At 76.6% G+C, this 23760-nt stretch carries 24 protein-coding genes; 10 read left to right on the forward strand and 14 right to left on the reverse strand.

Annotation, left to right across the window (positions count from 1 at the left end; all coding sequences use genetic code 11):
• Positions 1 to 40 precede the first annotated feature (40 nt).
• Positions 41 to 406: a VOC family protein gene (locus DOO78_RS21440; protein WP_111471925.1), complete on the reverse strand. Its 366-nt coding sequence runs from the start codon at positions 404 to 406 to the stop codon at positions 41 to 43.
• 113 nt (positions 407 to 519) lie between these two features.
• Between DOO78_RS21440 and DOO78_RS21445 the strand changes: the two genes are divergently transcribed.
• The 3 genes from DOO78_RS21445 to DOO78_RS21455 all read left to right on the forward strand — a co-directional run bounded on the left by DOO78_RS21445 (position 520) and on the right by DOO78_RS21455 (position 2808).
• Positions 520 to 1308 (forward strand): aldolase, encoded by a 789-nt coding sequence (locus DOO78_RS21445; protein ID WP_111471926.1) that lies wholly within the window; start codon positions 520 to 522, stop codon positions 1306 to 1308.
• A gap of 33 nt (positions 1309 to 1341) precedes the next feature.
• Positions 1342 to 2292, forward strand: coding sequence for an alpha/beta fold hydrolase (locus DOO78_RS21450; protein WP_111471927.1), 951 nt, complete (start codon positions 1342 to 1344; stop codon positions 2290 to 2292).
• 90 nt (positions 2293 to 2382) lie between these two features.
• Entirely contained in the window at positions 2383 to 2808 is a 426-nt protein-coding gene (locus tag DOO78_RS21455; protein ID WP_111471928.1) for a hypothetical protein, read from the forward strand.
• An 8-nt stretch (positions 2809 to 2816) separates the two neighbouring features.
• Here the strand turns inward: DOO78_RS21455 and DOO78_RS21460 are convergent, their stop codons facing one another.
• Positions 2817 to 3671, reverse strand: a complete 855-nt coding sequence (locus DOO78_RS21460) for an NUDIX hydrolase (protein ID WP_111471929.1) — start codon at positions 3669 to 3671, stop codon at positions 2817 to 2819.
• A gap of 139 nt (positions 3672 to 3810) precedes the next feature.
• On the opposite strand from DOO78_RS21460, the gene DOO78_RS21465 reads away from it, so the two are divergent.
• The 3 genes from DOO78_RS21465 to rpmB all read left to right on the forward strand — a co-directional run bounded on the left by DOO78_RS21465 (position 3811) and on the right by rpmB (position 6619).
• Positions 3811 to 5817, forward strand: coding sequence for an ABCB family ABC transporter ATP-binding protein/permease (locus DOO78_RS21465; RefSeq protein ID WP_111471930.1), 2007 nt, complete (start codon positions 3811 to 3813; stop codon positions 5815 to 5817).
• Between the two features lie 97 nt (positions 5818 to 5914).
• Positions 5915 to 6181 (forward strand): hypothetical protein, encoded by a 267-nt coding sequence (locus DOO78_RS21470; protein ID WP_111471931.1) that lies wholly within the window; start codon positions 5915 to 5917, stop codon positions 6179 to 6181.
• Between the two features lie 135 nt (positions 6182 to 6316).
• Positions 6317 to 6619, forward strand: a complete 303-nt coding sequence (gene rpmB / locus DOO78_RS21475) for a 50S ribosomal protein L28 (RefSeq protein WP_111471932.1) — start codon at positions 6317 to 6319, stop codon at positions 6617 to 6619.
• A gap of 184 nt (positions 6620 to 6803) precedes the next feature.
• Here the strand turns inward: rpmB and DOO78_RS21480 are convergent, their stop codons facing one another.
• From DOO78_RS21480 to DOO78_RS21505, 6 genes are all read right to left on the reverse strand, one after another.
• Positions 6804 to 8828, reverse strand: a complete 2025-nt coding sequence (locus DOO78_RS21480; RefSeq protein WP_111471933.1) for a DUF6212 domain-containing protein — start codon at positions 8826 to 8828, stop codon at positions 6804 to 6806.
• Complete coding sequence (locus DOO78_RS21485; protein ID WP_111471934.1) at positions 8810 to 11509, reverse strand: glycosyltransferase; 2700 nt, start codon at positions 11507 to 11509, stop codon at positions 8810 to 8812. Before DOO78_RS21485 ends, DOO78_RS21480 begins: the two co-directional genes overlap by 19 nt.
• Complete coding sequence (locus DOO78_RS21490; RefSeq protein WP_111471935.1) at positions 11502 to 12677, reverse strand: glycosyltransferase; 1176 nt, start codon at positions 12675 to 12677, stop codon at positions 11502 to 11504. The genes DOO78_RS21485 and DOO78_RS21490 overlap by 8 nt, the downstream gene beginning before the upstream one ends.
• On the reverse strand, positions 12677 to 13240 hold the full coding sequence (rsmD, locus tag DOO78_RS21495) for a 16S rRNA (guanine(966)-N(2))-methyltransferase RsmD (RefSeq protein ID WP_111471936.1): 564 nt from the start codon (positions 13238 to 13240) through the stop codon (positions 12677 to 12679). The genes DOO78_RS21490 and rsmD overlap by 1 nt, the downstream gene beginning before the upstream one ends.
• A gap of 128 nt (positions 13241 to 13368) precedes the next feature.
• Complete coding sequence (locus tag DOO78_RS21500) at positions 13369 to 14160, reverse strand: pseudouridine synthase (RefSeq protein ID WP_111471937.1); 792 nt, start codon at positions 14158 to 14160, stop codon at positions 13369 to 13371.
• Positions 14157 to 14894, reverse strand: coding sequence for a gamma-glutamyl-gamma-aminobutyrate hydrolase family protein (locus DOO78_RS21505; RefSeq protein WP_111471938.1), 738 nt, complete (start codon positions 14892 to 14894; stop codon positions 14157 to 14159). The genes DOO78_RS21500 and DOO78_RS21505 overlap by 4 nt, the downstream gene beginning before the upstream one ends.
• A 46-nt stretch (positions 14895 to 14940) precedes the next feature.
• Between DOO78_RS21505 and DOO78_RS21510 the strand changes: the two genes are divergently transcribed.
• Positions 14941 to 15384, forward strand: coding sequence for a nucleoside deaminase (locus tag DOO78_RS21510; RefSeq protein WP_207803002.1), 444 nt, complete (start codon positions 14941 to 14943; stop codon positions 15382 to 15384).
• A 97-nt stretch (positions 15385 to 15481) separates the two neighbouring features.
• Here DOO78_RS21510 and DOO78_RS21515 read toward each other — a convergent pair whose 3' ends face one another.
• Complete coding sequence (locus DOO78_RS21515) at positions 15482 to 15691, reverse strand: hypothetical protein (protein WP_111471939.1); 210 nt, start codon at positions 15689 to 15691, stop codon at positions 15482 to 15484.
• Between the two features lie 369 nt (positions 15692 to 16060).
• On the opposite strand from DOO78_RS21515, the gene DOO78_RS21520 reads away from it, so the two are divergent.
• On the forward strand, positions 16061 to 17050 hold the full coding sequence (locus DOO78_RS21520) for a Bug family tripartite tricarboxylate transporter substrate binding protein (protein ID WP_111471940.1): 990 nt from the start codon (positions 16061 to 16063) through the stop codon (positions 17048 to 17050).
• Positions 17051 to 17116: 66 nt separating this feature from the next.
• Here the strand turns inward: DOO78_RS21520 and DOO78_RS21525 are convergent, their stop codons facing one another.
• The 5 genes from DOO78_RS21525 to DOO78_RS21545 all read right to left on the reverse strand — a co-directional run bounded on the left by DOO78_RS21525 (position 17117) and on the right by DOO78_RS21545 (position 21748).
• Positions 17117 to 17356 carry a hypothetical protein gene (locus DOO78_RS21525; RefSeq protein WP_111471973.1) on the reverse strand — a complete coding sequence of 80 codons (240 nt, stop codon included), beginning with the start codon at positions 17354 to 17356 and terminating at the stop codon, positions 17117 to 17119.
• Positions 17357 to 17435: 79 nt separating this feature from the next.
• Positions 17436 to 17897 carry a DNA polymerase III subunit chi gene (locus DOO78_RS21530; RefSeq protein ID WP_111471941.1) on the reverse strand — a complete coding sequence of 154 codons (462 nt, stop codon included), beginning with the start codon at positions 17895 to 17897 and terminating at the stop codon, positions 17436 to 17438.
• Between the two features lie 91 nt (positions 17898 to 17988).
• Positions 17989 to 18516: an ankyrin repeat domain-containing protein gene (locus DOO78_RS21535; protein ID WP_111471942.1), complete on the reverse strand. Its 528-nt coding sequence runs from the start codon at positions 18514 to 18516 to the stop codon at positions 17989 to 17991.
• A 190-nt stretch (positions 18517 to 18706) separates the two neighbouring features.
• Positions 18707 to 20182: a leucyl aminopeptidase family protein gene (locus tag DOO78_RS21540; protein ID WP_111471943.1), complete on the reverse strand. Its 1476-nt coding sequence runs from the start codon at positions 20180 to 20182 to the stop codon at positions 18707 to 18709.
• 33 nt (positions 20183 to 20215) lie between these two features.
• Complete coding sequence (locus DOO78_RS21545; protein ID WP_111471944.1) at positions 20216 to 21748, reverse strand: leucyl aminopeptidase; 1533 nt, start codon at positions 21746 to 21748, stop codon at positions 20216 to 20218.
• Between the two features lie 166 nt (positions 21749 to 21914).
• On the opposite strand from DOO78_RS21545, the gene cysQ reads away from it, so the two are divergent.
• Both cysQ and DOO78_RS21555 read left to right on the forward strand, forming a co-directional pair.
• Positions 21915 to 22682, forward strand: coding sequence for a 3'(2'),5'-bisphosphate nucleotidase CysQ (gene cysQ / locus DOO78_RS21550; RefSeq protein ID WP_111471945.1), 768 nt, complete (start codon positions 21915 to 21917; stop codon positions 22680 to 22682).
• A complete protein-coding gene (locus DOO78_RS21555; RefSeq protein WP_111471946.1) occupies positions 22679 to 23665 on the forward strand; it encodes an L-threonylcarbamoyladenylate synthase in 987 nt (328 codons plus the stop codon). The genes cysQ and DOO78_RS21555 overlap by 4 nt, the downstream gene beginning before the upstream one ends.
• Positions 23666 to 23760: the final 95 nt, after the last annotated feature.

The following is a 23760-nucleotide window of genomic DNA, read 5'->3' on the forward strand; positions in this document are numbered from 1 at the left end:
GGCGCTCAGGCCGCCCGCGGCGCCGCCGCGGTGGCGCCCCTCACACGTGCTGCAGGATGTTCAGCAGCCGGCCGAAGGGGTCGTGGAGGAAGAAACGGCGCACGCCCCAGGCCTCGCGCACCGGGCCATAGGGGATGGCGCAGCCCGCCGCCCGCGCCCGGTCGAGCACCGCCTCCAGGTCGTCGACCTCGATGGAGAGGTCGGGCACCGGCATGCCGTTGCCGCCCTCCCGCGCGATGCTGACCTGCGGCGGCGCGGCGCTCCCCGGCGCCTCGCAAGGGGCAGCGAAGGTCATGATCCAGCCATGGTCCATGACGCAGTCGAGGCCGAGCACCCCGCCATAGAAGCCTGCGGCCGCCGAGGGATCCTCCGCCGCGATATTCGCCACGATGCGCCTGACCGCCATGCCGCGTCCCTCCCTGCCGCCCCGCGCCAGTGCCGGTGCCTCTGCCGGCGCCGGCCCTATGGCCCGGCCGCGTTCTGCTCTAGCCTCGCCCCGAGTGACCGGGAGCCCTGGACATGGCCCATGCCTTCGGGGGCGCCAAGGCGCCCGCCATCCTGCGCAACAGCGACCTCGACGCCGATGCCGTGCAGCAGGCGCGGATCGACCTCGCCGCCTGCTTCCGCATGGCGGCGAAGCTCGGCCTGCACGAGGGCATCTGCAACCATCTGAGCTTCGTGGTGCCGGGCCGCGACGACCTCTTCCTGGTCAACCCCTATGGCTGGGGCTTCTCGGAGATCACCGCCTCCCGCCTGCTGGTCTGCGACTTCCACGGCAATGTCGTCGCCGGCGAGGGCGTGCCGGAGGCGACCGCCTTCTTCATCCATGCCCGGGTCCACAAGGCCCTGCCGCGCGCCCGCGCCTGCTTCCACACCCATATGCCGAACGCGACGGCGCTGGCGATGCTGGAGGGCCCGCCGCTGGTCTGGGCCGGGCAGACGGCGCTGAAATTCTACGGCCGCACCGTGGTCGACGAGGAATATGGCGGGCTGGCGCTGGACGAGGCGGAGGGCGACCGCATCGCCGCCTCGGTGGGCGAGGCGGATGTCGTCTTCATGAAGAATCACGGCGTCATGGTGCTCGGCCCTTCCATCGCCGAGGCCTGGGATGATCTCTACTACCTGGAGCGCGCCTGCGAGGTGCAGCGGCTCGCCATGGCGACCGGCCGGGCGCTGAAGCCGGTGCCGCCCGAGATGGCGGCGCGGACCTACCGGCAGATGCGCGAGGGCGACCGCGAGAGCGCCGTGCTGCATCTCGAGAGCATCAAGCGGATCCTGCTGCAGGAGGCGCCCGACTTCGCGCGCTGAGCCTCCCGCCTCGAGGATCGGGAAAGGGCCGCCATGGAGATCCGTCACCGCACCGTCGCCGCCAACGGCATCCGCCTGCATCTCGCCGAGGCGGGCGAAGGCCCCGCCGTGCTGCTCTGTCACGGCTTCCCGGAGGCCTGGCATTCCTGGCGGCACCAGATGGCGGCGCTGGCCGCGGCCGGCTTCCGCGCCATCGCCCCCGACATGCGCGGCTATGGCGGGACGGAGGCGCCGGCGGCGGTCGAGGGCTACACGCTGCTGCACCTCGTCGGCGACATGGTCGGGCTGCTCGAGGCGCTGGAGATCCCGCGGGCGGTGATCGTTGGGCATGACTGGGGCGCGCCCGTCGCCTGGAACGCGGCGCTGCTGCGGCCGGACCTGTTCCCCGCCGTCGCCGCCCTCTCCGTGCCCTATGCGCCGCGTGGCCCGGTCAGCCCCTTCGAGGCGCTGCGCCGCGCCGGGCGGACCAATTTCTACCAGCTCTGGTTCCAGCCGCCCGGCCGGGCCGAGGCGCAGCTCGAAGCCGACCCGGCGCTCACCCTGCGCCGCAGCTTCCACACCCTCTCCGGCGACCCGCCGGAGGCGCAGCGCTGGAACCCCGACCTGCCCGAGGGCGGCTTCCTCGCCAGCCTGCACGAGCCGCCCGCCCCGCCGGCCTGGATGCCGGCGGCGGAGCTGGCCCAGTATGTCGAGACCTATCGCCGCACCGGCTTCCGCGGCGGGCTGAACTGGTACCGCAACATCGAGCGCAACTGGGCGCTGCTGGCGCCCTTCCTCGGCGCCGCGATCCCGGTGCCGGCGCTCTTCGTGGCCGGCCGCCGCGACCCGGTGCTGGGCTGGTCCGGCCGGGCGCTGGAGGCGCTGCCGCGGACCGTGCCCGGCCTGCGCGGGCAGGTGATCGTCGAGGGCGCCGGCCATTGGGTGCAGCAGGAGGCGCCCGAGGCGGTGAACGCGGCCCTGCTCGGCTTCCTGCACGGTCTGTGACGCAACGGCCCCATTCCGCCGGCTTCCCGCCATGATCCGGGCGCGATCGGGGTGTTCTCTCCCGGGGACAGACCCAGGAGGGTCCCGATCATGAAGCTCCGCATCGCCACCGTCGCCCTGCTCGCCGCCGCCCTCGCCGCCCCGCTCGCCCCCACCGCCGCCGAGGCGCAGGGCTGGGGCCGCGGGCCCGGGCCGGGCTTCGCCGGCGGCCCGCCGCGTGGTGGCCCGATGGGCGCGCCGATGGGCGGCCCCGGCTGGGGTGGCCCCGGTTGGGGCGGCCCGCCGCGGCATCACGGCGGCTCGGGCGGCGCGATCGCCGCCGGCATCATCGGCGGGCTGGCGCTCGGCGCCCTCGGCGCCGCGGCCCTCGCCGCGCCGCCGCCCCCGCCGCCGGCCTATTACGCGCCGCCGCCGCCCGTGGTCTACGCGCCGCCGCCGGTCGCCTACTACGCCCCGCCCCCGGCCTATTACGCGCCGCCACCGGCGATCGCCTACCGCCCCGCCTATGGCTGGTAGGGAGGGGCTCAGCAGCCCCGATCGAGGCCGGCGCGGAGGGCCCGCCCCTCCGCGCCGTCGGGATCGATCAGCCCCTCGCGCAGGAAGAGGTCGATCAGCACCAGGTTGACGTTGAACTTGACGTCGTCGCCATCCCGCACCGCCTCGAAGACGCGGCGGACCGGCCAGAGCTCGAAGCGCTCCACCTCGTCGTCGTTCGGCCGCGGCTCGAAGCCCTCGGGCAGGTCGAGGTCGAAGCAGTGCAGCAGGTCCCGCCGCACCCCGCCCTCGCCTCGCATGGCGTAGGAGACGCGGCCGACCCGCCGCGCCTGCCGCGCCAGCGCCGGCGGCAGGCTCGCCTCCTCCCCCGCCTCCTTCAGCAGCGTCGCCTGCTCGTCGAGCCCGGCCGGGATGCCGCCGGCGACGAGGTTGTCGAGCTGGCCCGGCGCCACCGCCTTGTGGCGCGAGCGCCAGCCCATCCAGAGATGCAGCCCGTCCGATCGCGCCACCCGCCCGTTCACATGCACGCCCGCCGCGCGGATGCCGAAGGCCGGCAGGGCGCCGCGGTCGAGGGTGGCGAGCACCGGCCCCTCCGGCACCGCCCGGACATCGAAGGGCTCGTCGCGCCACCGGACATGGCCGCGCTCCGCCAGCCCCCGGGCGATGCCGGCCAGCGCCTCGCTGCGGGCGGCGGGGCTGCGCAGCTCCCCGGCGAGGCTGGCGCCCGCCGCATCGAGATGCACCGCGCGCGGATGGGCGGCGAGCGCCCGGGCGAGTTCCGGGCCGAGCCAGCCGACCTGGCTGCCGGCGATCGAGAAGGGCAGCAGCCCGGCGGTCGAGCCGAGGCTGTTGCAGGCGTCGATATGGCGCTGGAAGGGACTCATCCCGCGATCTACCGCCCCTCCCCCGGCAATTGCACGCCCCTCCCGCCGCCCCGGCGGGAGGCAACGGGGGGCCGGATGGCCGGTTTGTCGCCGGTGGCATCCGTCCTATGTCCGGAGGCCCCGCCGGAGAGCCGATCCCTTGCCCCCTGCCGCCCCGCCCGAAGACCGCTCGCATTGGCAGACCCTGCGCGACCTGCTGCCCTGGCTCTGGCCGGCCGGCGAGCCGGGCCTGCGGCTCAGGGTGGCGCTGGCGCTGCTTTGCCTGGTCGCGGCCAAGGCGGCGAACGTGCTGGTGCCCATCGCCTATGCGCGGGCGGTGGATGCGCTGGCGCCGAAGGACCCGGTGGCCGCGGCGCTCATGGTGCCGGTGGCGCTGATCGTCGCCTATGGCCTGCTGCGCCTGGCGGCGAGCGCCTTCGGCGAGCTGCGCAACGCCGTCTTCGCCAAGGTGCAGGCGCGGGCGGCGCGGCGCATCGCCCTCGCGGTCTTCGTGCACCTGCACGCGCTCTCGCTCCGCTACCACATGGACCGGCAGACCGGCGGCCTGTCGCGCGTGGTGGAGCGGGGCACGCGCGGCATCACCTTCGTGCTCAATTTCCTGCTCTTCAACATCCTGCCGACGATCCTCGAGATCCTGCTGGTCGCCGTCATCCTCTGGCGGATGTTCAGCCTCACCTTCGCCGCGGTGACGCTGGCGACGATCGGCCTCTACGTGGTCTTCACCCTGCGCTTCACCGACTGGCGGCTGCGCTTCCGGCGGGAGATGAACCAGACCGACCAGGAGGCGAACACCAAGGCCATCGACAGCCTGCTGAACTACGAGACGGTGAAGTATTTCGGCAACGAGCCGCACGAGGCCCGCCGCTACGACGAGAGCCTGACCCGCTACGAGCGCGCCTATGTCCGCTCCGAGACCACGCTGAACATGCTGAACGGCGGCCAGGCGGCGATCATCGCCCTCGGGCTGACCGCCGTGATGCTGCTCGCCGCCCGCGGCGTGCTGGCCGGCGGCATGACGGTCGGCGACTTCGTGCTGGTGAACACCTATCTCATCCAACTCTTCATGCCGCTCAACATCCTCGGCTTCGCCTATCGCGAGATCAGGCAGGGGCTGACCGACACCGAGGCCATGTTCACCCTGCTCGGCGAGAAGCAGGAGGTGGCCGACCGCCCGGGCGCGCCCGACCTCGCCCCCGGCCCCGGCGCGCTGGCCTTCGAGGAGGTCCGCTTCGCCTACCGCCCCGACCGGCCGATCCTGAAGGGCGTCACCTTCCATGTCCCGCCGGGGCGGACGCTCGCCATCGTCGGGCCGACCGGCGCCGGGAAATCCACCATCTCCCGCCTGCTCTTCCGCTTCTACGACGTGACCGGCGGCCGCATCCTGATCGACGGCCAGCCGATCGAGGGGGTGACACAGCGCTCGCTCCGCGCCGCCATCGGCGTGGTGCCGCAGGACACCGTCCTGTTCAACGACACCATCCGCTACAACATCGCCTATGGCCGCCCCGGCGCCACCGAGGAGGAGGTGGTCCGGGCGGCGAGGCTCGCCCAGGTGCACGACTTCGTCATGCGCCTGCCCGAGGGCTACCGCACCATGGTGGGCGAGCGCGGGCTCAAGCTCTCCGGCGGCGAGAAGCAGCGCGTGGCCATCGCCCGCACCATCCTCAAGGATCCGCGCATCCTGATCCTCGACGAGGCGACCAGCGCCCTCGACACCCGCACCGAGCAGGAGATCCAGGCGGCGCTGCGCGAGGTCTCGGCCGACCGCACCACCCTCGTCATCGCCCATCGCCTCTCCACCGTGGTGGAGGCGGACGAGATCATCGTGCTGCAGGAGGGCCGCATCGCCGAGCGCGGCACCCATGCCGCGCTGATCGCCGCCGGCGGCCTCTATGCCGAGATGTGGCGGCGGCAGTCCGAGGCGGTGGCGATGGCCGAGGCGGCCGCGGCGGCGCAGGCGGCGGCCGATCTCGACCAGCCCCGCAGCGAGCGGGCGGCGCGGCTCGGCGGCGCCGATCGCCCGCAGCCGGAGACCGGGGCGGAGGCCGCCGCGCAGGCGCGGCTCGCGGCATCGCCCGGGGCGGCTCGCCTGCCGGCCGAGGCCGCGGAGCCGGCGATCGAGGGCCTCGAACGCCCGGAACCGTGACGCCGCGGCGGCTGGGAATGCGGCCGCATGCGGATCGAAGAGGGGTTCCATGCCGGTGCTTCGCTGCCTATCTGCCCTGGCGACAGGAGGGCGCTGCATGCAACTCGACCCCCAGGGCATGGCCCCGGATGACCTCAGCCATGCCGGCTCGGTGGTGGACAAGGCCATCGAATACATGATGGACCAGAAGATCGCGCCCATTTCGGTGGCCTCGGCGCTGCTCGGCGGCGCCCTCGGGCTGCTCGCCCGCACCATGGACGACCGCGCCATCGCCGGCGTGCTGCGCAACGCGCTGATGTCGGTGGAATCCGGCGAGCTGCGGGAGATGCGCGAGGCGATGCCGGATCAGCCGCCGGGCGGCTGAGCCGGCCCGGCGCCGCCCCGCCGGCCCCGCCGCCGCTTGACTTGCCGGGCGCCGCGGGCCATACGCCGCAACCTTCTTCGCCCATCCGCACGCGGCGGCCTCCGCCGCGTGCTGCTGTATTCGGGATTTTGCGCCATGGCCCGCCGCTGCGGCATCACCGGCAAGGGCGTGCTGACGGGTAACAACGTCAGCCACGCCAACAACAAGACTCGTCGGCGCTTCCTGCCGAACCTGCAGGAGACGTCCTTCTTCTCGGACGTGCTGGCGGCCAGCGTGCAGCTCCGGCTGACCACGAACGGCATCCGCACGATCGAGCACAATGGCGGGCTCGACGCCTTCCTGCTCGGCACGCCGAACCGCAAGCTGCCGACCGAGGCGCAGGTGCTGAAGCGCCGCATCCAGCGCGCCCAGGCGAAGAAGGCGGCCGCGGCCGCCTGATGCCCGGCGGCATGGCGATGGCCGCCATGCCGGACCTTCGACGGGACGCCGCCGCGCCGAGGCGCGGGGCCGCCCCGCCCGGCGGGGATCGGCCCTCTGACCGGCCCTCTGACCGGCCCTCTGACCGGCCCTCTGATCGGCCCTCTGGCGCCGCGACCTGCCCCGCCCGGCCGCCGGCCCCGCCTCACGCCGCGGGCGCCGGCTCCAGGGCCTCGGCCGTCGCCGCCAATTGCCGGGCCGCGGCAATCCAACGCTCGTAATCCTCCGGATCGGTGGTGGCGTCGCGCGCCGCGGTGGCGACCGCCGCCGGCAGCAGCCGCAACACCGCCAGCAGCGCTGCCCGGTCGCGGGCCGTGGCCAGCTCGCGCGCGAAGCCGGCGGCCAGGCGCGCCTCCGTCAGGTGCAGATAGGCCCCGGCGGCATCGGCCGGCGAGGCCGGCCAGCGCTCGAAGGCCTGCGGCCAGTCCGGCCGCTGGCGGAACTCCAGCAGCGGCTGCCCGCCATTGAGCGCGAGCTTGCAGCGCAGCCGCGGCCAGGACTGTCCCTCCGCGCGCACCGTCTCCAGCAGCAGGTCGAGGTGCCGGTAGCCGCCATCCGCGCTGCGGTAGCACTCCATCAGCCGCACCATGGCGGCGAAGGGGGTGGCGGGCGCGGCCGGCAGCAGCCGCGGCGGCGCCCGGCGCGGCGCCGCGGGCGGCGGCTGCGCCCGCCGGATGCCGGCGAGCCCGGCGATCTCGACCTGCAGCACCGCCTCCGGCGCGCTCTCCCGGTTGCGCAGCACCAGCGCCACCCCGGCCTGCCGCACCGGCCCCGGCGGCAGGGCGAGCACCGGCCGGCAGCCTGGCTCGCCGGGATGGCCGGCATGCCAGCCGGACCAGCGGGCACCCGGCAGGGCGGTCGAGAGATCCAGCACCGACTCGATCTCGTGCCCCGCCGGCTGCAGCCAGAGCGCGGCCTCGAGCCAGGCGGCGTCGCCGAGCGCCACCACCAGCTCCGCCCGCAGCAGGTCGAGCCCGTGCAGCGGCACCGCCGGCAGCACCACCAGCGCCCGCTCGCCCGGGCCCAGCGCCGCCACCAGCCGCGCCGCCTCGCGGCCGATCGCCACCCGCTCGATCCGCCCCTCGGCCAGCCGCGCCTGCCGCCAGAGCTGCTCCGGCAGCGCGACCGGCGCGCCGGTCGGCGGCGCCGGCAGCCCGATCGTCTCCTCGTCCCAGAAGGCGGCCTGCACCAGGCGCCGGCCCGGCAGGCCGGTCCAGAGGGCGAGGGCGAGGGCGCGCGTCTCCGCCGCGCCGCCCGCGACGGCGACGGACCCGCCCGGCGGCGCCGGCGCGGCGGCGAGCGAGAGGGCCAGGCGGTCCTCCGGCCCGAGCGCCGCCCGCACCTCCAGCCAGGCCGTCTCGTGCAGCGGCTCCAGCGGCTCCGGCAGGTCGAGGGTGAGCCAGCCCGGGGCGAGGCTCTCCCCCGGCAGGCACCAGGCGCCGTGGATGCGCCCGCTCTCGGCCCCGAGCAGCCGCAGCCGCAGCAGGCCACTGGCGCCGGGCTCGACGGCCTGCAGGTGCAGGGCGATGGCGGCGAGGCCTTCTAGGCCGACCCCGAGCGACTGGCCGAGGGCAAGCTCGCCCGCCACCGCCGCCACCGCCGCGCCGGCCTCGTCCGGCACGGTGGCCGCGACCAGCAGCGGCGGCGCGGGCGGCAGGAGCTGGGCGCTGGCCTGGCGCAGCCGGGCCTGGGCGAGGCGCAGCGCCTCGTGCTCGCCGCGCAGCGCCAGCAAGGCCTGCTGCGCCGCCGCCGCGGCGCCGGCGCTCGCGGCGAGGGCGGCGACCGCCCGGGCGGCGAGCTCGGGCAGCGCCGCCGCGCCCTGCCCCGCCAGGATCAGCGGCGGCACCGCCTGCGGCGCGGCCCGTTCCCACCAGTCGAGCAGGGGTGCCGCCGCCGCCGCCGCGGGGCCGACCAGCGCGAGCACCCCGCCCGGCGCGGCCGGCAGCGGCAGCCCTTCCACCGCCACCGCCGCCGCCGCGAGCGGCGCGAGCCAGGGCACGCCGCCCTGCGGCCGCAGCGCCCACAGGGCGAGGCCGGGCAGCGCCAGGGCCTCGGGCGCCGCCACCCCGGGCAGCAGGATGAGCTTCGGGCTGCCGTCGAACAGCGCGGCGAGGCCCTCGCGGGCGACCAGCGGCGCGGCGCCGGCCAGCATCACGCCACCGCCGGGCATGGCGGCCGGGCCAGATCCGGGGCCGGGGTTGGCAGGGGCGCCGCGGCGGGCGGCGGCACCAGCGCGTCGAGCCGCGCCAGGAAGCTTTGCAGGCTGGCCTCCCAGTCGAGCCCCGCCACCCGGGCGGCGGCGCGGGCGCCGAGGGCGCGGAGCATTGGCCGGTCGGCGGCGAGATGGCGGATGGCCTCGGCGAAGCGGGCGATGATGGCCTCCTCCGGCAGGTCGGCGGGGACGAGGATGCCGTCCTCGCCATCCGCGACGATCTCCCCGACCGCGCCGACATCGGTGGCGAGGACGGCGCAGCCCAGGCGCTGCGCCTCCAGGATCACCAGCGGCACGCCCTCGAAGCGCGAGGGCAGGACCAGCAGGTCGGCCCAGGCATAGAGCGCATCGAGGGCCGCCGGCGCCTGCACCGGCGCCTCCGGCGCCACGGGGAGCAGCGGCTGCGCGCCGCCGTCGAGCACGGCGCGGCCGACGACGCGCCAGGCGATGTCGGGCGCCGCGGTGGCGGCGATGATGCCGGCGAGGCGGTCGATGCCCTTCTGCGCGTCGAGCCGGCCGAGGAAGAGCGCGCGCAGCCGCCCATCGCGGCCGGCCCGCGCCGCCAGCGCCGCCTGCCGCCGCGCCGGCGTGGTCGGGTAGCCCGGGGCGTTCGGCACCGGGATCAGCTTCTGCGCCGGCAGCGCCTGCGCCAGGCACCAGCGGCGCAACGCCTCGGAGATCACCAGCACGCCGTCATAGGCATGCTCGTAGGCGGCGAGCATGTGCGGGTTGCCCAGCGGCTCGTCCCAGGGCGTCCGCTCGACCAGGTGCAGGGCGCCGAAGAGCCGCACCCCGAGCGCCCGCAGCGGCGCGGCGAGGGCGTGGCAGCCGGCCGCATGGGTGTTGACCACGGCATGGCACTGCGCGAGCAGGCCGAGCACGTCGGCGGCGCCGGGATCCTCGGCCATGCGCGAGAGGGGCGCGCCGAAATACCCCGCGTCATGGGCGAGGCGGTCCTCGCCGAGGCCCTGGAACAGGCTGACCGTGTCGAAGCTGTCGGCGATCTCCGGCGCCCAGGCCATGCGCATCGCCCCGGCGACAACGAGATGCGTGCGCCAGCCGCGGCGGCGCAGCACGGCGGCCTGGCGCAGCACCACCTTCTCCAGGCCGGCGAAGGCGAAGACCGGCAACAGGAAGGCGATGTCGCGCCGGCCGGGATCCGGCAACAGCGGCAGGGTGGCGCCGAGGCCGAGGCCGGCGCGGGCGGCGGCCGCCATCCCGCTGCGCGCGCCGCGCCAGTCGGTGCGCCAGTCGGGGCGCCAGGGCGCCGGCGCCAGCCCCGCCGCCGCCTGCAACGCGGCCAGCGCCGCCAGCTCCGCCTGCAGCCGCCGCAGCGCCGCCGCGCCCGGGGCCGGCACCGGCCCGGGCAGGTGCAGCCGCAGCCGGGCGAGGCGCAGCCCGGGATGGGCATCGTCCTGGGGCCCGTCGAGGCGCGCCGCCCCGGCCGGCGCGTCGGCGCGCTGCAGCAGCCGCTCCGTCCGGAGCGCCAGCACCGCCGCGCCGGCGAGATCTTCCGGCGCCTGCGGCCGGTCCAGGGCGAGCTCCGCCCCCGCCGCGCCCACCAGCTCGAGCGCGACCATCTCATGCCCGCGCAGCAGCCGCTCCACCCACCAGAGCAGCATGGGCAGCAGGCCGAGCGCCTGCAGCCGGTCCACGACCGCGGCATCGGCGAAGAGGGCGATGGCCGGCGCATGCACCGCGCCCGGCGCCGCCGCCGCCTGCCGCAGGCGGTGGCGGAAGGCCATGGCCTCGACCGGGGCCGGGCAGGCGGGATCGAGGAAGAGCCGCACCTCCGGCCGGTCGGCGGCGAGGAGGGCGAAGCGCGGCGCCTCCTCGGCCTCCAGCGCCATCAGCCGGCGCGGCCGCAGCAGCGGCGCGTGCCGCTCGCGCAGCAGCCGCAGCAGATGCTCGCGCTGCCGCTCGGCGGCGGCGAGCATGCTCTCCGGCCGTCGCCGGTAGAGGAAGCCGGCCTCCGGCAGGTGCTGCCCGCGGAAACTGGCGCGCGCCGCCTGCAGCCAGAAATCCCAGTCCTCGAAGCCGGCGCGCATCGTCCCGGTGTCGAAGCGCAGCCCGGCCTCGAAGACCGCCCGCCGCACCAGGCTGCCGGCCTCGCAGTAATTCTGCACCAGGAGCTGCAGCAGCGAGAAATCGCCGCCGCAGGCGCAGCCCTCGCCCATGCCGAGGCCGTCGATGTCGGGATAGAGCCAGCCGACCGCCGCCGGCGCCGCCCGCAGCGCCGCCCAGGCCCGGGCGAGGAAGGCCGGGCGCAGCCGGTTGTCGGCATCGAGGAAGAACAGCGCCTCGCAGGCCGGGAAGGCGGCGAGGGCGAAGTCGATCCCGGCATTGCGCGCCGCCGAGAGGCCCTGGTTGCGCTGCCGCAGCAGGAAGACCCGGCCGGGATGCGCCGCGGCCTGGTGCAGCACGGTCGCCGCCGTCTCCGCGGCCGGGCAGCCATCCTCGACGACGACCAGGGCGAAGGGCGGCGCGCCCTGCTGCGCCAGGGCGGAGGCGATCGCCTCGGCCAGCAGGCCCGGCTGGTTCCAGGCGGGGATGACGATGGCGATTCGGATGGCGGCGGGATCGGCGCCCGCCGGTCGCGGCGCCGCGACGGGCGGGCCGCCGGGCGGCGCCTCAGGCAAGGGCCGCCCGGATCAGCGCGGCATAGCGGCGGAGCATCGCGGCCTCGTCCGCGACCAGGGCCAGGCGATGGGCCGACTCAACGCATGCGCTTGCAACCATGGGATCGTTCAACCGTATGGATGACAATCCTGTCAAGTCCGCAACGCCGCCGCCCGGGGCGATGGCGGCGAGGCGGTCCGCCTCCGCCCCGAAGGCCTCCATGGCATCGCCCGAGGCGATGACCGGGCAGCGCCGCGCCGCCGCCTCGAGGAAGACCAGCGGGCAGCCTTCGAGGCGGGAGGGCAGCAGCAGCGCATCGGCCGCCAGCAGCCAGTCCGGCACGTCCTCCACATGGCCGGGCAGGCGCAGCGCCGCGGCGCGGGCGGCCTCGCTCCGGCGCAGCGACTCGCCGAGCGAGCCCTCGCCGAGCCCGACCAGGGTCGCCTCCCCCGCCGCCCGCAGCCGGGTGGCGATGGCGGGCAGCAGGTCGGCGCCCTTTTCCCATTCCAGCCGGCCGGCGAAGAGCAGCAGCCGCGCCTCCGGCGCCAGGCCGAGCCGGCCGCGCTGCCGCGCCCGCGCCGCCGCCCGCGCGCCCGGGGCCTCGGGCGGCACCGGCACGCCGTTCGGCACCACCGCGACGCGCCCCGCCGGCAGGCCGAGCCGCGCCGCGGCGCGGGCGGCGACCGGCGCCGAGACCGCGACCCAGCGGATCGACGCCACGGCGAGGCGCTCGGTCACCGCCCGCGCCGCCTCCGGCAGCGGCGGCTCCGGCGCGCGCCCGGCGAGGTGGTGGATGGCGAGCGCCGGCAGGCGGGCCTCGGCCACCGCCCGCAGCAGGCCGAGCCCGTGCTCCGGCCAGGGCAGCGGCAGGATCGCCAGGTCGGGCCGCGTCCCGGCCAGCACCGCGGCGAGCGCCGCCGCCTGCGCCGCGATGCCGGCGGCGGGGTCGGCATCGCCCTCCCAGGCGAGCGGCGCCGGATGCAGCCGCACGCCGCCCGGGCCGGGCGGCGGCGGGCCAAGCAGGGCGGCGAAGCCGGCGGCGAGCGGCGGCGCGAGCGCGACGGTGACAGCGACGCCGGAGGCGGCCAGGGCGCGGGCGAGGACGGCGCTGTGCCGCTCCGTGCCGCCGAGGCCGCGGGAGGGCAGCGCCAGCAGGGCCCGGGAGAGGCCCCGCCCGCCCAGCGGCATCAGGCGCCTCCCGCGGCGCGCAGCACCCGCAGATGCGCCGGCCCGTGCGCCCGCTCGGCCAGCAGGGCGAAGCCCGGCGGCACCGCCTCCGGCGCGGCGCCATACTCGGCGCAGAGCAGGGCGCCGGGGGCGATCCAGCCGGCGGCGCCGAGCCCGGCCAGCGCCGCCTCTATCAGCCCCTCGCGGTAGGGCGGATCGAGGAAGAGGAGGTCGCAGGGCGCGGCGGCGCGCGGCGGCCGGGTGGCGTCGGCGGCGAGCACGCGGCAGCGCGCCTCCTCGCGGCAGGCGGCGATGTTGCCGCGCAGCGCGGCGAGCGCCGCCCGGTCGGTCTCGAGGAAGCTGGCGGCGGCGGCGCCGCGCGAGAGCGCCTCGAGGCCGAGCGCCCCGGTGCCGGCGAAGGCATCCAGCACGATCGCCCCCTCGAGCCGTTCGCGGCCTGCCCAGGGCGCGTGCCAGAGCATGTCGAACAGCGCCTGCCGCACCCGGTCCGCGGTGGGGCGGGTGGCGGCGCCGGCCGGGGCGAGCAGGCGCCGGCCGCGATGCCGCCCGGCGATGATGCGCATGCCCCTCCTCCCTCCCCTACCGACGGCATGCAGGCGTCATGCGTGCCGGGCGCCCGGATGGGCGCCGCCGCACCTGCGGCGACGCCGGGCTTCGCGGCCCGAGCCGCCCGGCGATGGAGGGGGCGGCATCAGCCCTCCGCCGGCGCCGCGCCGCGCCGGGGCCGCGGCGGGGCCTTCAGGCCGAGCTGCTCGCGCAGCACCTTCGGGTTCACCTCCTCGACCGCGCCGCGCGGCAAGCCGCCGAGCTGGAAGGGGCCATAGGCGGTGCGGATCAGCCGCGAGACGTTGAGGCCGAGATGCTGCATGACGCGCCGCACCTCGCGGTTCTTGCCCTCGTGCAGGGCGACGGTGAGCCAGGCATTGGCCCCCTTGCGGCTGTCGAGCCCGGCCTCGATCGGGGCGTAGCGCACCCCCTCCACCGTGACGCCCTCGGCCAGCGCCGCCAGCGCCCGCTCGTCGATGAAGCCGTTCACCCGCACCCGGTAGCGGCGCAGCCAGCCATTGGCCGGCAGCTCCAGCCGCCGCGCCAGGGCGCCGTCATTGGTCAGCAGCAGCAGCCCCTCGGAGTTCAGGTCGAGCCGGCCGACCGAGACCAGGCGCGGCAGGCCGGGCGGCAGCGAGTCGAAGACCGTCGGGCGGCCCTTCTCGTCGCGATGCGTGGTCACCAGCCCGAGCGGCTTGTGGTAGCGGAACAGCCGGGTGCGCTGCGGCCCGGCGACGGGGCGGCCATCGACGGTGACGCGGTCGCCCGGCCGGATGAAGGTGGCGGGCGTCTCCACCACCTGGTTCTCGCGCTTCACGCGCCCCTCGGCGATCATCGCCTCGGCGTCGCGGCGGCTGGCGACGCCGGCGCGGGCGAGCCATTTGGCGATCCGCTCGCCGCGGCCGCCCTCCTCCTCCGCCTCGGTCTCGTCGCTCATCGGCCCCGCCCGCCGCCGGCCCCGCGGCAGGCCTCGACGAAGGCCCGGAAGATCAGCGGATCGGCCGGGTCGACGGCGTATTCCGGGTGCCACTGCACGCCGAGGGCGAAGCGGTGGCCGGGATGCTCGACGCCCTCCACCACGCCGTCCGGCGCCCGCGCGTTGATCACCGCGCCCGGGCCGGCGCTCGCCACCGCCTGATGGTGCGCGCTGTTCACCGCCATGCGGGCGCGGCCGGTGATGCGGGCGAGCAGCGTGTTCTCGGCGATGGCGATCTCGTGCCCCGGCTCGTCGCGCGGATTCGGCTGCTCGTGCTCCAGCGCCGCCGGCACCGAATCGGGGATGTGCTGGATGAGCGTGCCCCCGAAGGCGACGGCGAGGAGCTGCTGGCCGCCGCAGATGCCGAGCACCGGCAGGTCGCGGGCCAGGGCGCCGCGCGTCGCGGCCAACTCGAAATCGGTGCGGCCGGATTTCAGCGTCACCGTCGGATGGGTCGGGCCGCCGCCATAGAGCGAAGGATCGACATCGAAGGCGCCGCCGGTGATCAGCAGCCCGTCGATCGCGTCGAGATAGGTCTCGGCGAGCTCGGGATGGTGCGGCAGGGCGATGGGCAGGGCCCCCGCCTCGGCCAAGGCGGAGAAGTAGTTCTTGCGGAGGGCGTACCAGGGAAGCTTGGAGTAGCCGCCCGGCTCCTCCGCATCCAGGGTGACGCCGATGACGGGGCGGGTGCGCATGCGCGGTTGCTAGACCTGTTCGCCCGGCCGGTACAAGATTCGCGCGATGCCCCGCCCGATCGATCTTGCCCTGGCCGAGGCCCGCGCCGCCGCGGCGCGGGGCGAGGTGCCGGTCGGCGCGGTGGTGACCGATGCCGCGGGGCGGGTGCTGGCGGCCGCCGGCAACGAGGTGGAGGCGCGGGGCGACCCCTCGGCGCATGCCGAGCTGCTGGCGCTGCGCGCCGCGGCGGCGGGGCGGGCCAATAAATTCCTCGGCGACTGCATCCTGACCGTGACCCTCGAGCCCTGCCCGATGTGCGCCCAGGCGGCGAGCCTGTTCCGCATCGGCCGCCTCGTCTTCGGCGCCTACGACCCGAAGGGCGGCGGGGTGGAGCATGGCGCCCGGGTGCTCGCCGCGGCCTCCTGCCATCACCGGCCGGAGGTGGTGGGCGGGGTGCGGGAGGGGGAGTGCGCGGCGCTGCTGCGGGCGTTCTTCGCGGCCCGGCGCTGAGGGGGAGAGAGGCGGGGCACGATGCCGTGACGCAGCGCAACCATTTCGCCCGCGTCCGGTTGTGCTGCCCCCCCGGCCGATGAGGCCGCCGCCGGGCTCAGCCCTGCGACCCGGCCTCCTCGACCAGCCCGGCCATGACGGCGGGCCGGGGCTGCGGCGGCGCCGCGGCCTGCTCGGCCTCGGCGATCTCGGCCGAGGGTGGGTCCGGGTCCTCGGCGGCCGCCGCCGGCAGGGCGGTGCCCGCCAGGCTGGCCGAGAGCAGCAGCCGCCGCAGGAAGTCGCCCCAGGGATCGACGCGTTTTTCCATGCGCGTCACCTCCGGCCCGTCCTGTGAGGGGATGCCTGCCCGCCCGACATGTTCCGTACCCCTGGTTGCGGACGCACTATCGCACAACTGCTGTGGCGTAATGACGACGGAAACAATACCGAATGTTTCCAAGTGCTGCTTTTGCCCTGGTGTGGATTGCACAACACAGTGATTATTGCGGTATTGAAATCCATCGGGGGGCCGGCGTGCAGCGCCGCCCGCCCCGGCGACCCGCTCCGGCCGCCGGCCCTGGCCAGGGCGCCGATCCTGCGGCAAGCCCGTCGCGGCCCTGCCGACTCGCCCCCGCCACGTCGCCCCGTCATGTCGCCCCGTCATGTCGCCCCGTCATGTCGCAAGGAGGATGCATCCATGATCGCCCGTCGCCGGCTGCTCGCCGTCTCCCTCGTCCCGGCCGGGCTGGCGCGGGCCCGGGCCCAGGCGCCGGCGGCGCCCGAGACCTGGCCGAGCCGCCCGGTTCGCATCCTCCTCGCCTACCCGCCCGGCGGCAGCACGGATGTGCTGGCGCGCACGCTGGCCGAGCGGCTGGCGGCGACGCTCGGCGGCCCCGGCTTCGTGGTGGAGAACCGCCCAGGCGGCGCGGCCGTGGTCGGCACCCAGGCGGCGGCGGTGGCGGCGCCGGACGGCTACACGCTCAGCCTCGGCACCAACCAGACGCATGCCGCCAACGCCGCCATGGTGCGCGACCTGCCCTATCGCCCGGTCGAGGATTTCGCGCCGATCGGCCGGCTCGCCGAGGTGCACCACGCGCTGGTGGTGCCGGCCAGCTCAGCCGCGCGCAGCCTCGCCGCGCTGGCGGCGCGCGGCCGGGAGGGCGGGCCGCTCACCTACGCCTCCTCCGGCGTCGGCTCGGCGAGCCATGTGATCGCCGAGAGCTTCGTGCGGCGCGAGAGGCTGCAGGCGGTGCATGTGCCCTATCGCGGCGGCGCCCAGGCGGTGACGGACACGGTCGCCGGCACGGTCGATTTCTTCGTCTCCACCTGGCCGCAGGTGGTGACGCTGGTGCAGGACGGGCGGCTGCGCTGCCTCGGCCTCGGCGCGCCGCGGCGCCTGGCCGAGCTGCCGGAGGTGCCGAGCTTCGCCGAGGCCGGCGCGCCCTATATGGCGGTCGATGCCTGGTTCGGCCTCTGGGCGCCCGCGCAGACGCCGCAGCCGATCATCGACCGGCTCTCCGCGGCGCTGCCGCGCATCCTGGCGGAGCCGGGGATGACGGCGCGGCTGGCCACTCTCGGCTTCCTGCCGGCGCCGCTGCCGGCGGTGGAATTCGCCGCCTTCCAGCGGGCGGAGGTGGCGCGGTGGCGCGGGCTGGTCGAGCTCACCGGCATCCGGCTGGAGGGGTAGGACCGCGCCGCGGCGGCGCCCGTTCGGGCGCTCGGCCCTGCGGGCCGGACCGTCGTACGCCGGGTATCAGAGGTACCGCCCGCGCTCCAGGATCTCGAGCGTGTAGTCGCGGTAGCTCATGCCGAGCGCCTCGGCCCGGGCGAGGCGGCGCAGCGCGATCTCCCGCGGCACCTTCCAGGCCTGCTTGCATTTTTTCCGCCAGACGAAGCCGCGCCAGCTCTCCGCCGGATCGAGGGGCGGACCGTTGTTGTGGCCGGCCCGCGGCGGCGGCGCGCTTTCCGGGCGCGGTGCCTCGAATCGCGGCATCGGCGGGCGGCGACGGCGGCGTGGCATCATGGGCCGGGCTCCTGCTGCGATCCGCGCCGTGCAATCGCCGCGCCAGGGCTCAGCCCATCTTCTTCTCCCAGCCGCGCGGGCCCTGCTGCCAGTAGGAGAGCGCATGCCCCGCCGCCCGCGCCGCGCTCCAGCGCCGGCGCGCCGCGGCGACCGCCGCCTCGTCGCCGCCATCGAAGAGGTCGAGCACGCGGTCGAACAGCACCAGCCGGGCGCTCTCCGCGCCATCGACCAGGACCAGGAAGCGCGCGCCGTTCGGCGCCCCCGCCTCGCCCACATCCTCGGCGGTGAGCCAGATCGGCTGCTGCGCCGCATGCCCCGTCGCCTTGCTGCCATGCGGCAGCCAGTCCGGGTCGCTGCTCAGCCAGAGCGCGGCATCGAGCGCGGCGACCCGGTCCTCGGAGCCGCAGAGCACCAGGGCGCGGTCGCCGCCCGCCAGCACGCGGCCGAGCAGCTTCGGCAGCGCCTGGTCCAGCGGCGTGCGGGTGAGGTGGTAGAAGGCGATCTCGGCCATGCCCGGCCGAGACTATCGCGGCCCGCCGGCGGGAGCGACCCACCCGGCATCCCGGTCATCAGGCCACTCAGCGGGCCGCCTGGCGCGCCCGCTAGGCCATCGCCTCGCGCAACTGCTCCGGCGTGTCCTGCGCGCCCATCTGCTCGGCGGCGCTCAGGGCGGTATGGCCGGCGCCGTCCTCGAGGAAGGGATCGGCGCCGCGGGCGAGCAGCAGCGCGACGATCTCGGTGCGATTGAACATCGCGGCCACCATCAGCGCGGTGCGGCCGCCCTCGCCGCGCCCGTCCACCGAGGCGCCGCGATCGAGCAGTTCCGTCACCACCGGCGCCGCGCCCTTGAAGGCGGCGGCGGCGAGCGGCATCTGGCCCCGATCATTGGCGAGGTCCGGATCGGCGCCGCCCGCGAGCAGCGCCCGCACCGCCCCGAGCTGGCCGTGATAGGCGGCGAGCATCAGCAGGCTATCGCCCTTCTCGTTGCGCAGGTTGGGCGGCAGGCCGCGCCGCAGCAGCTCGGCGAGCGCCTCGCCCTCGCCGGCGCGCGCCGCCTGGAAGACGCGCCGGGCGAAGGCCAGGGTCTCGTCATCGAAATCCGCCTCCGGCCTCGCCGCCCCGTCCCGCATCCGCCGCCCCGCTCCGCTGGCCAACGGGGCCGGAACGCCGCGCGGCGGGGCCCGTTGCCCGCCGCATGCCGAGCGCAGGACGGTTTCACCGTCCCGCGCCTCAACCGCTGGGCCTTTGCCGCGCGTGCGGCGGCGCCCATCCGGGCGCTCGGCCCCGCGGGCCGCAGGTCGGCACCTCGTGCGCCGGGTGTCAGATCCGGTCGGGGTCCTCGAAGTAATGCGCGACCAGGGAATCGAGCAGCCGCGCGCCGAAGCCGCTCGGCCCCTTCGGCCCGAGCGCATCCGCGCCGGCCCGGACCTCGACGCCGGCGATGTCGAGATGCGCCCAGGGGCAGTCGCCGGCGAACTCGCGCAGGAAGGCGGCGGCGTGGCAGGCATCCGGCTGCAGCCGGCCGCTGGCGCATTGCCGCAGGTCGGCGATGTCGCTGGCCAGGTCCTCGCGGTGGCGGGCGCCGATCGGCATCGCCCAGAGCGGCTCGCCCACCGCCTCCCCCGCCGCCGCCGCCTGCGCCATCAGCGCCGCATCGGTGCCGAAGAGCCCGGCGCGATGCGCGCCCAGGGCGGTGACGATGGCGCCCGTCAGCGTCGCCAGGTCGAGCATCGCCGCCGGGCGGAAGCGGCGCGCCACATGCAGCGCATCGGCCAGCACCAGCCGCCCCTCGGCATCGGTGTCCACCACCTCGACCGTCCTGCCGGACCCCATGCGCAGCACGTCGCCGGGGCGGTAGGCGGCGCCGCCGATGGCGTTCTCGGCCAGCGGCAGCACCGCGACGGCCGGGGCCGGCGAGCGGCGCAGCGCGAGCGCCAGCATGGCGCCGGCGCAGGCGGCGGCGCCGGCCATGTCGGCGCGCATCGCCGCCATGCCGGCGGCGGGCTTCAGGCTGAGGCCGCCGGTGTCGAAGCAGAGCCCCTTGCCGATGAAGGCGACGGGCGGCGCGGCATGGCTGCCGCGCCAGCGCAGCACGGCGAGGCGCGGCGGGTTGGCGCTGCCGCCGCCGACCGCGAGCAGCCCGCCCAGCCCCTCCCGCGCCAGCCGCTTGCGGCCGAGCACGTCGACCGCGATGCCATGCTCGGCCAGCGTCTCCAGCCGCGCCGCGAAGGCGCGGGTGGTCAGGTGGTTGCCCGGCGCGGCGGCGAGGTCGCGGGCCAGCAGGCAGCCCCGCACCCCGGCCGCGGCGCGCTCCCAATGCGGCGCCGTGGCCTCGGGGCTGTCGACGAGCAGGTCGAGCGCCTCGGGCGCGGGCGGCGCGCCGCGGCGCGCGGCCTCGGAGCGCGCCGCCTCGAAGCGCCAGGCGCGCAGGCAGGCGCCGGCCGCCAACGCCGCGGCGGCCTCCGGCGGCAGGCCCCTTGCGTCGAGGGCGAGGTGCCGCACGGCGCCGGCCGCGGCGAGCCCGGCGCCGCCGGCCCGCTCCCAGTCCAGCGACCGCCGCGGCGCGCCGGTGCCGACCAGCACCAGCCGGGCCGCGCTCCCGCCCGGCGCGCCCCCTTGCGGCCCGCCCTGCGCCCCGTCCTCCGGCAGGTCGAGGCACTGCCCGGCGGCGCCGGTGAAGCCGGCCGCCGCGGCGGCGGCCCGCAGGGCATGCGGCACCCCGGCCGCCCCGGCGACCGGCAGCAGCCGCGGCTCGCCCCGGCCGCGCGGCGCCGGCCGCAGCCGGACCTTCAGCACCCGCCCGATCCGGGCGCGCGGCCCCGCCCCGCCTCAGCCCTCGTAATGGTCGGCCACCAGCCGGTCGAGCAGGCGCACGCCGAAGGCGGTCGCGCCCTTCGGCACCGTCGGCAGGTCCTTGCTGCTCCAGGCGGTGCCGGCGATGTCGAGATGCGCCCAGGGGATCGGGGCCTGCGCCGGCCCGGCCTTGCCCACGAAGCGCAGGATGAACTGCGCCGCGGTGATCGAGCCGCCCGGCCGGCCGCCGACATTCTTCATGTCGGCGATGTCGGATTTCAGCGCCTTGTCGTAGGGCTCGCCCATCGGCATGCGCCAGAGCGCCTCGCCGACCGACTTGCCGGCCGCGGCGAGTTGCTGCGCCAGCGTGTCGTCGTTGCTGAACAGCCCGGCATGCTCATGGCCGAGCGCGACGATGATGGCGCCGGTCAGCGTGGCGAGGTCGACCATGAAGCGCGGCGCGAAGCGCTCCTGGCAGTAATGGATGACGTCGGCGAGGACGAGGCGGCCCTCGGCGTCGGTGTTGATGACCTCGACGGTCTGGCCGCTCATCGTCCGCACCACGTCGCCCGGGCGCTGCGCCTCGCCGGAGGGCATGTTCTCGGTCAGCCCGACCAGGCCGACCGCATCGACCTTCGCCTTGCGCCCGGCGAGCGCGGCCATCAGCCCGACCACCGCGCCGGCGCCGGCCATGTCCCACTTCATGTCCTCCATGCCGCCCGCGGGCTTGATGGAGATGCCGCCGGTGTCAAAGGTGACGCCCTTGCCGATGAAGGCGACGGGGGTCGTCGTCGCCTTCTTGCCCTTGCCGCCGCCGGCGCCGTGCCACTGCATGACGACGAGGCGCGGCTCCTTCACCGAGCCCTGCGCCACGCCGAGCAGCGCGCCCATGCCGAGCTTGCGCATCTCCTTCGGGCCGAGGATCTCGACCTCGACGCCGAGCTTCTCCAGCACCTTGCAGCGCTCGGCCATCTCCTCGGGGTCGAGGATGTTGGGCGGCTCGGAGACCAGGTCGCGGCTGAGGAAGACGCCCTCGGCCACCGCCCGCATCGGCGCCCAGGCGGTCTTCGCCGCCGTCGCCGCGTCGCTCGCCAGCGCCACGCGCTCGAGCTTCGGCTTCTCCTCCTCCTTCACCGTGGTGCGGTAGCGGTCGAAGCGGTAGCTGCGCAGCAGCAGGCCGAGGGCGAAGGCGGCGGCATGCGGCGCCGCCAGCGCCTCGGCGGCGACCACCGCCTCGCGCTCGGCGCTGACCAGCGGCAGGGCGGCGCCGCCGGCGGCCTCCGCCGCCTCGGGCGTCAGCTCGCCCGGCTTGCCGAGGCCGATCGCCACCACCCGGGCCGGGCCGGGCGCGCCGCCCTCGAGCGCCGGCGCCCAGAGCGTCGCGCTCTGGCCCTTGCGGCCCTTGAAGCCAGCGGCGGCGAGGCCGCGGGCGATGGCGCCGCCGCTCGCCGCGTCGATCGCCTGGGCGAGGCCCGCGAGCGCCAGCGTGCCGTCGCCCCCCTCGGGCAGGGGCAGCACCAGGGCGCCGCTGCGCGGCAGGGCGGGCTTCACGAAGGCGATGTCGAGCATCCTGCAGGAATCCTTGGCTGGCGGCCTCGCCCGAGGATAGCACCCGCCTGCGGGGCCGCCAGCGGGCGGGGGCATGGTCCCCCAGGCACGGGCGGCGGGCCTGGGTGGCGGGCCTGGGCGGGGATGCGCCATTCTGCCGCCCCGCCCGGCCTGCTACACCCCTTCCATGACCGATGCCGACCTGCTGGACCTCGCCGCCGCCCTCGCCCGCCGCGCCGCCGCCGCCATCGAGGCGGTGAAGCGCGCCGGCTTCGCGGTCGAGCGCAAGACGGATGAGAGCCCGGTCACCGAGGCCGACCGCGTCGCCGAGGCGCTGATCGTCGAGGCGCTGCGCGAGGCGACGCCGGACTGGCCGGTGGTCGCCGAGGAGGAGGTCGCGGCCGGCATCGTCACCGCCGCGGCGCGGCGCACCTGGCTGGTCGATCCGCTCGACGGCACGCGCGACTTCGCCAAGGGCAGCCGGGAATACGCCACCTGCATCGGGCTGATCGAGGAGGGGCGGCCGCTGCTCGGCGCCATCGCCCTGCCGGCGAGCGGCGAGCTCTTCGCCGGCCGCCGCGGCGCCGGCGCCTGGAAGGAGGATGCCGGCGGCCGGCGGCCGATCGCGGTGCGGCGGGTGCCGCCCGAGGGGCTCACCGTCCTCGCCAGCCGCGCCTATGCGGAGGACCCGCGCATGCGGCCCTTCCTCGCCGGCCGGCCGATCGCCACGCGGCAGGCGGTCTCCTCGGCGCTGAAATTCTGCCGCGTCGCCGAGGGCGCGGCCGATCTCTACCCGCGCTTCGGCGGCACCATGGAATGGGACACGGCGGCCGGCCAGGCGATCGTCGAGGCGGCGGGGGGCAGCGTCACGCTGGTCGATGGTGGCCCGCTGCGCTACGGCAAGCCGGGCTGGCGCAACCCGGATTTCGTCTGCCATGGCGGGGCGGGGGCATGACCGAGCTGCTCGGCCCCGGGGACCTCGCCCGCGCCGCGGCGCTGCTGCGCGACGGCCGCCTCGTCGCCTTCCCGACCGAGACCGTCTACGGCCTCGGCGGCGACGCCACCAATGCCGAGGCCGTGGCCGGCATCTTCGCCGCCAAGGGGCGGCCGCATTTCAACCCGCTGATCTGCCACTATCCCTCGGCCGAGGCGGCCTTCGCCGATGTCCTGGCCGACGAGCGGGCGCACCGCCTCGCCGCGCAGTTCTGGCCCGGCGCGCTGACCCTGGTGCTGCCGCGCGCCGCGGCCTGCCGGGTCGATCTGCTGGCCGGCGCCGGGCTCGACACGCTGGCGGTGCGGGTGCCGGCCAACCCGCTGGCCCGCGCCCTGCTGCGCGAGGTCGGGGTGCCGGTCGCCGCCCCCTCGGCCAACCGCTCCGGCCAGGTGAGCCCGACCACGGCCGCGCATGTGCTGGACGGGCTCGGCGGCCGCATCGCCGCGGTGGTGGATGGCGGCCCCTGCACGGTCGGGGTCGAGAGTACGGTGCTCGACCTCGCCGGCAACGGGCCCGAGGGGGCCGCGGTGCTGCTGCGCCCGGGCGGCGTGCCGGCCGAGGCGATCGAGGCGCTGCTCGGCCCGATCGGCCGCGCCCTGCCGGTCGCCGCCGCGGCGGCGACCGCGAGCCTGCGCTCGCCGGGCCTGCTGCTCTCGCATTACGCGCCCGGCCTGCCGGTGCGGCTGGACGCCATCAGCCTGGCGCCGGACGAGGCGCTGCTCGCCTTCGGCCGGCCGCTGCCCGGCGCCGCCCTGGCCTGGAACCTCTCCGAGCGCGGCGACCTGCAGGAGGCGGCGGCGCGGCTCTTCGCCGGGCTGCGCTGGCTGGATGCCGAGGGCACGCGGCGCGGCTGCCGCGGCATCGCCGTCATGCCTGTGCCGGAGACCGGGCTCGGCGCCGCCATCAACGACCGGCTGGCACGGGCGGCGGCGCCGCGCGGCTGATGCCGAGCGCCCGGATGGGCGCCGGTCGCGCCGTCAGGCGCGCCTGACGGCGCGACGGCGCGGTGCCAAGGGTTGCGGAGCAAACCGCCCGGCGA

The sequence above is a fragment of the Roseicella frigidaeris genome (assembly GCF_003258945.1).
Lineage (GTDB): Bacteria > Pseudomonadota > Alphaproteobacteria > Acetobacterales > Acetobacteraceae > Paracraurococcus > Paracraurococcus frigidaeris.

What these genes read in the sequence shown, in the direction of transcription:
- DOO78_RS21500 (WP_111471937.1), bottom strand. Translation starts at nt 14,160, where the DNA reads ATGAGCGACGAGACCGAGGCGGAGGAGGAGGGCGGCCGCGGCGAGCGG.
- DOO78_RS21535 (WP_111471942.1), bottom strand. Translation starts at nt 18,516, where the DNA reads ATGCGGGACGGGGCGGCGAGGCCGGAGGCGGATTTCGATGACGAGACC.
- DOO78_RS21525 (WP_111471973.1), bottom strand. Translation starts at nt 17,356, where the DNA reads ATGCCGCGATTCGAGGCACCGCGCCCGGAAAGCGCGCCGCCGCCGCGG.
- DOO78_RS21520 (WP_111471940.1), top strand. Translation starts at nt 16,061, where the DNA reads ATGATCGCCCGTCGCCGGCTGCTCGCCGTCTCCCTCGTCCCGGCCGGG.
- DOO78_RS21470 (WP_111471931.1), top strand. Translation starts at nt 5,915, where the DNA reads ATGCAACTCGACCCCCAGGGCATGGCCCCGGATGACCTCAGCCATGCC.
- DOO78_RS21455 (WP_111471928.1), top strand. Translation starts at nt 2,383, where the DNA reads ATGAAGCTCCGCATCGCCACCGTCGCCCTGCTCGCCGCCGCCCTCGCC.
- DOO78_RS21480 (WP_111471933.1), bottom strand. Translation starts at nt 8,828, where the DNA reads ATGCCCGGCGGTGGCGTGATGCTGGCCGGCGCCGCGCCGCTGGTCGCC.
- DOO78_RS21530 (WP_111471941.1), bottom strand. Translation starts at nt 17,897, where the DNA reads ATGGCCGAGATCGCCTTCTACCACCTCACCCGCACGCCGCTGGACCAG.
- DOO78_RS21510 (WP_207803002.1), top strand. Translation starts at nt 14,941, where the DNA reads ATGCCCCGCCCGATCGATCTTGCCCTGGCCGAGGCCCGCGCCGCCGCG.
- DOO78_RS21460 (WP_111471929.1), bottom strand. Translation starts at nt 3,671, where the DNA reads ATGAGTCCCTTCCAGCGCCATATCGACGCCTGCAACAGCCTCGGCTCG.
- DOO78_RS21440 (WP_111471925.1), bottom strand. Translation starts at nt 406, where the DNA reads ATGGCGGTCAGGCGCATCGTGGCGAATATCGCGGCGGAGGATCCCTCG.
- DOO78_RS21515 (WP_111471939.1), bottom strand. Translation starts at nt 15,691, where the DNA reads ATGGAAAAACGCGTCGATCCCTGGGGCGACTTCCTGCGGCGGCTGCTG.
- rpmB (WP_111471932.1), top strand. Translation starts at nt 6,317, where the DNA reads ATGGCCCGCCGCTGCGGCATCACCGGCAAGGGCGTGCTGACGGGTAAC.
- DOO78_RS21490 (WP_111471935.1), bottom strand. Translation starts at nt 12,677, where the DNA reads ATGCCGCTGGGCGGGCGGGGCCTCTCCCGGGCCCTGCTGGCGCTGCCC.
- DOO78_RS21555 (WP_111471946.1), top strand. Translation starts at nt 22,679, where the DNA reads ATGACCGAGCTGCTCGGCCCCGGGGACCTCGCCCGCGCCGCGGCGCTG.
- cysQ (WP_111471945.1), top strand. Translation starts at nt 21,915, where the DNA reads ATGACCGATGCCGACCTGCTGGACCTCGCCGCCGCCCTCGCCCGCCGC.
- DOO78_RS21450 (WP_111471927.1), top strand. Translation starts at nt 1,342, where the DNA reads ATGGAGATCCGTCACCGCACCGTCGCCGCCAACGGCATCCGCCTGCAT.
- DOO78_RS21445 (WP_111471926.1), top strand. Translation starts at nt 520, where the DNA reads ATGGCCCATGCCTTCGGGGGCGCCAAGGCGCCCGCCATCCTGCGCAAC.
- DOO78_RS21545 (WP_111471944.1), bottom strand. Translation starts at nt 21,748, where the DNA reads ATGCTCGACATCGCCTTCGTGAAGCCCGCCCTGCCGCGCAGCGGCGCC.
- DOO78_RS21505 (WP_111471938.1), bottom strand. Translation starts at nt 14,894, where the DNA reads ATGCGCACCCGCCCCGTCATCGGCGTCACCCTGGATGCGGAGGAGCCG.
- rsmD (WP_111471936.1), bottom strand. Translation starts at nt 13,240, where the DNA reads ATGCGCATCATCGCCGGGCGGCATCGCGGCCGGCGCCTGCTCGCCCCG.